Source organism: Streptomyces sp. MS06, assembly GCF_047200655.1.
Lineage (GTDB): Bacteria > Actinomycetota > Actinomycetes > Streptomycetales > Streptomycetaceae > Streptomyces.
This window is the reverse complement of sequence record NZ_JBJZOJ010000124.1, coordinates 1-3822: the sequence shown is the minus strand read 5'-3', so window position 1 is coordinate 3822 and position 3822 is coordinate 1. Positions and strand designations below refer to the sequence as shown.

Below are 3822 nucleotides of genomic sequence, written 5' to 3'. Positions count from 1 at the left end.
CCAGCGCCGCCGCGTAGCGCTCCGGCACGGTCAGCGTGTCGTCCAGCAGCGTCCGGGCCGCCTCGCGCACCAGGGCGCGGACCTCGCCGCGCGGGGCCCGCGCCGCCGCCCGCTCGTACAGCTTCCCGCCCTCCTCCAGGACCAGGCCCGGGTCGATACCGGCCGGGATCTTGACTGCGGCATGGTGGCGCCAGGTGGTCACCGGGTCGCTCCACGCCTCCACCGTGTAGGTCCACCGGCCCACGGCGTCCACCGTCACCTCGGCACCCCACCGGTCGGTGCCCGGCGCCAGTTCGCGCATCGGGGTCCACGCACGCTTGCGGCCCTCGGGATCCTTCAGAACGACGTTGGCCGCAACCGCGTCATGGCCCTCGCGGAACACCGTCGCCGAGATCTCGAAGGTCTCGCCCACGACCGCCTTTGCCGGGCGCCTGCCGCAGTCAACGCGCGGATGGACCTCGCGCACCGGGATGCGTCCGATGGGCCTGGTGGACTTCATGGTGAACCTCCGACGTGCTCGATTCCGGGACAGAACCCGGGTGTTGGATGACCACGCTGCACCGGGAACGGGCTAGTGATCCGCCGGGAAACGCCGACCGGAGCGCGTTCCACTCCTGCGCGCCACGTTTTTCGCCCGGCTCCGCGAACCCTGGCCCCGCAGGGAGGCCTGCGGTCCGGACCGCAGATAGTGCTCGGCGGCCTCCGCGGCCTCGCGTGCACATCGCTTGCCCATGAGTACGCACAGGGTGTATCCGGAGTCCTCGAAGGTGGCCCGCACCGCGCGGTCGGCCGGGGAGACGAGCATGGCCCGCTCCCAGGCGCGGTAACGCTGCAGGTGCCTGGAGACTTCGGCTTTCGCGGGTAGCAGCATGGCGCGGTTCAACCTTCCGGGAGTCGAGAGGTCACATCGCCCGACGGAACGGGCCGGCCGAACGAGCAGAGGTGCGGAATCGTCAAACCTCCCGAGGCCTTCACTTATGGTGCACTCGCGATGACCCAGCGTCCTGTTGGATCTTGGTCGTGGTGCGTTCGTGTTGCACGAATGGCGTAGCGGCCGCAGGGTGGATGTGACTCAGAAGCGATTACCGCTCACGCTTCGTGTTCGGGGTTCCGGCCCGCGGGGCCGGGAGGAGCGGGAGCCTCGCCGGTGAGGAGCCACGACGATGAAGACCGCAGTGCCCTGCTACTACCACCTCGACGTAGAGGTCGGTCCGGAGAGAGTGCTCCAGGTGAGCCGCATCCTGGCCGCCCACCTGAGGTACTGGAACCTCGAGACCGTCGTCGATCCCGTCTGCCGCGGCGTCGAGCTGCTGCTGAGGGCCATCGACGAGCACGCAACGGACAAACTCACGTCGGTCGAGATGTGGTGGAACGGTCAGCACCTCATCACCGCGATCGGTGAGAACGACCACGAACTGCGCCCCGACCGGCAGCTGCGCGGATGCCTGGAACGCATCGCCGCGATGAGCGACGGATGGGGCTGCTGCGCCACCGACACCGGAAGCAAGGTCATCTGGTTCTCCCGGCGAGCCCGGGCCGGTGACCGCGAGCCGCTGGTGGCCACGGCGCCGGCGCCGCTGCTGCGCGAGACCCGCCCGGTGCCCCGGGAGGCACCGGTCGCCGTACTGGCCGGTGCCGCCGCGGGGGCCGCCCGGTGATCGGGAAGCCGCGCGGCAGAGAGGCTGCGGGGGTGCCCGTCTGGAGCGGGCACCCCTACCCGCTGGGCTCCGCCTACGACGGCCAGGGCACGAACTTCGCCCTGTTCAGCGAGGTCGCCGAACACGTGGAGCTGATCCTCGTCGACGACCACGGCGGAGCCCGCACCGTACCCGTGACCGAGGCCGACGGGTTCGTATGGCACTGCTATCTGCCCGGTGTCGGCCCGGGGCAGCGCTACGGGTACCGCGTGCACGGGCCGTGGAACCCCTCGTCCGGTCACCGGTGCAACCCGGCGAAACTGCTCCTCGACCCGTACGCACGCGCGGTGGACGGCCAGATCGACAACCATCCCTCGCTCTACGAGCGGACGGCGGGCGGCCCCGACCCGGCGGACAGCGCGGGGCACACCATGCTGGGCGTGGTCACCGACCCCTACTTCGACTGGGGTGACGACCGCCCGCCGCGCCGCGGCTATGCCGAGAGCGTGATCTACGAGGCCCATGTCCGCGGACTCACCCGCGCCCATCCCGAGGTGCCGCCCGAACTGCGCGGCACCTACGCCGGCCTGGCGCACCCGGCGGTGGTCGAGCACCTGACCTCGCTCGGGGTGACCGCGGTCGAGTTGATGCCGGTGCACCAGTTCGTCCAGGACGGCGTGCTGCGGGACCGCGGACTGTCCAACTACTGGGGCTACAACACCATCGGCTTCTTCGCCCCGCACAACGCCTACGCGGCGCACGGCACCCGGGGGCAGCAGGTCGCCGAGTTCAAGTCGATGGTCAAGACGCTGCACGAGGCCGGGCTGGAAGTCATCCTCGACGTGGTCTACAACCACACCGCCGAGGGCAACGAGAAGGGCCCCAGCCTGTCCTTCCGGGGCATCGACAACGCCTCGTACTACCGGCTGGTGGACGGCGACTGGTCCCACTACTACGACACCACGGGCACCGGCAACAGCCTGCTGATGCGCCACCCCTACGTACTCCAGCTGATCATGGACTCGCTGCGGTACTGGGTCACCGAGATGCACGTGGACGGCTTCCGCTTCGACCTGGCCGCCACGCTGGCGAGGCAGTTCCACGAGGTGGACCGGCTCTCGGCGTTCTTCGACCTGATCCAGCAGGACCCGGTGATCAGCAGGGTCAAGCTGATCGCCGAGCCGTGGGACGTGGGCGAGGGCGGCTACCAGGTGGGGAACTTCCCGGCCCTGTGGTCCGAGTGGAACGGCCGCTACCGGGACGCCGTGCGGGACTTCTGGCGCGCCGAGCCCGGTTCCCTCGGCGAGTTCGCCTCCCGGCTGGCCGGCTCCCCCGACCTGTACCAGCACAACAGGCGCCGACCGCGCGCCAGCGTCAACTTCGTCACCGCGCACGACGGCTTCACCCTGCGCGACCTCGTCTCCTACAACGACAAGCACAACGAGTCCAACGGCGAGGACAACCGGGACGGGGAGAGCGCCAACCGGTCCTGGAACTGCGGTGTCGAGGGAGAGACCGCCAACCCCGCGGTCCTGGAACTGCGGGGACGGCAGCAGCGCAACCTGCTCGGCACGCTCCTGCTGTCCCAGGGCATCCCGATGCTCAGCCACGGCGACGAACTCGGACGCACCCAGCGCGGCAACAACAACGCCTACTGCCAGGACAGCGAACTGTCCTGGGTCGACTGGCGGTTGACCGAGGAGCAGCAGGAACTCGAGGACTTCACCCGCCGACTGATCCGGCTGCGCGCCGACCATCCCGTGCTCCGCCGGCGCCGCTTCTTCCGGGGGGAGGCGGAGGCCGCGGTGCGCGGCCGCCGCCCGCCGGCCGACATGGTGTGGCTGCTCCCGGACGGCCGGGAGATGAGCGAGGAGGACTGGCAGCGCTCCGACGCGCACTCGGTCGGCGCCTTCCTGAACGGCGACGCCATCGCCGAGCCCGACCGGTACGGACGGCCCGTGGTCGACGACTCCTTCCTGCTGCTGTTCAACGGCTACTGGGAGCCCGTCGTCTTCCGCCTGCCGGGGACCGGGTACGGCGAGCGCTGGACGGTCTGCGTCGACACCGCCGACCCCGACGGCATGCCCGACGAGACGGAGTACAAGGCCGCCGCGGACGTCGTGGTGGCCGCGCGCGGGCTCGTGGTGCTGTCCAGACCGCCTCTGGCGGCGGACCGCGGCGCTCG

Annotated in this window: 4 protein-coding genes; 2 read left to right on the top strand and 2 right to left on the bottom strand. The window is 70.5% G+C overall.

Translation table 11 applies throughout. The annotated features are described in order from the left end of the window. Together ACL02U_RS32680 and ACL02U_RS32675 are read right to left on the bottom strand one after the other, a co-directional pair. A partial coding sequence (locus ACL02U_RS32680; protein ID WP_412794639.1) for a maltotransferase domain-containing protein occupies positions 1–499 on the bottom strand: 499 nt, incomplete at its 3' end. Between the two features lie 72 nt (positions 500–571). Further along, the gene (locus ACL02U_RS32675) at positions 572–871 is read right to left on the bottom strand and encodes a DUF5133 domain-containing protein (protein ID WP_412794638.1); all 300 of its coding nucleotides are present in this window, start codon (positions 869–871) and stop codon (positions 572–574) included. A gap of 292 nt (positions 872–1163) precedes the next feature. On the opposite strand from ACL02U_RS32675, the gene ACL02U_RS32670 reads away from it, so the two are divergent. After that, positions 1164–1658, top strand: coding sequence for a pep a2 (locus ACL02U_RS32670; protein WP_412794637.1), 495 nt, complete (start codon positions 1164–1166; stop codon positions 1656–1658). A gap of 32 nt (positions 1659–1690) precedes the next feature. Then, on the top strand, positions 1691–3822 hold a 2132-nt coding region (gene glgX / locus ACL02U_RS32665), incomplete at its 3' end, for a glycogen debranching protein GlgX (protein WP_412794636.1).

Bases quoted from the DNA above. Each gene is read 5' to 3' on its own strand.
- ACL02U_RS32675 (WP_412794638.1), bottom strand. From the start codon at position 871: ATGCTGCTACCCGCGAAAGCCGAAGTCTCCAGGCACCTGCAGCGTTAC.
- ACL02U_RS32670 (WP_412794637.1), top strand. From the start codon at position 1,164: ATGAAGACCGCAGTGCCCTGCTACTACCACCTCGACGTAGAGGTCGGT.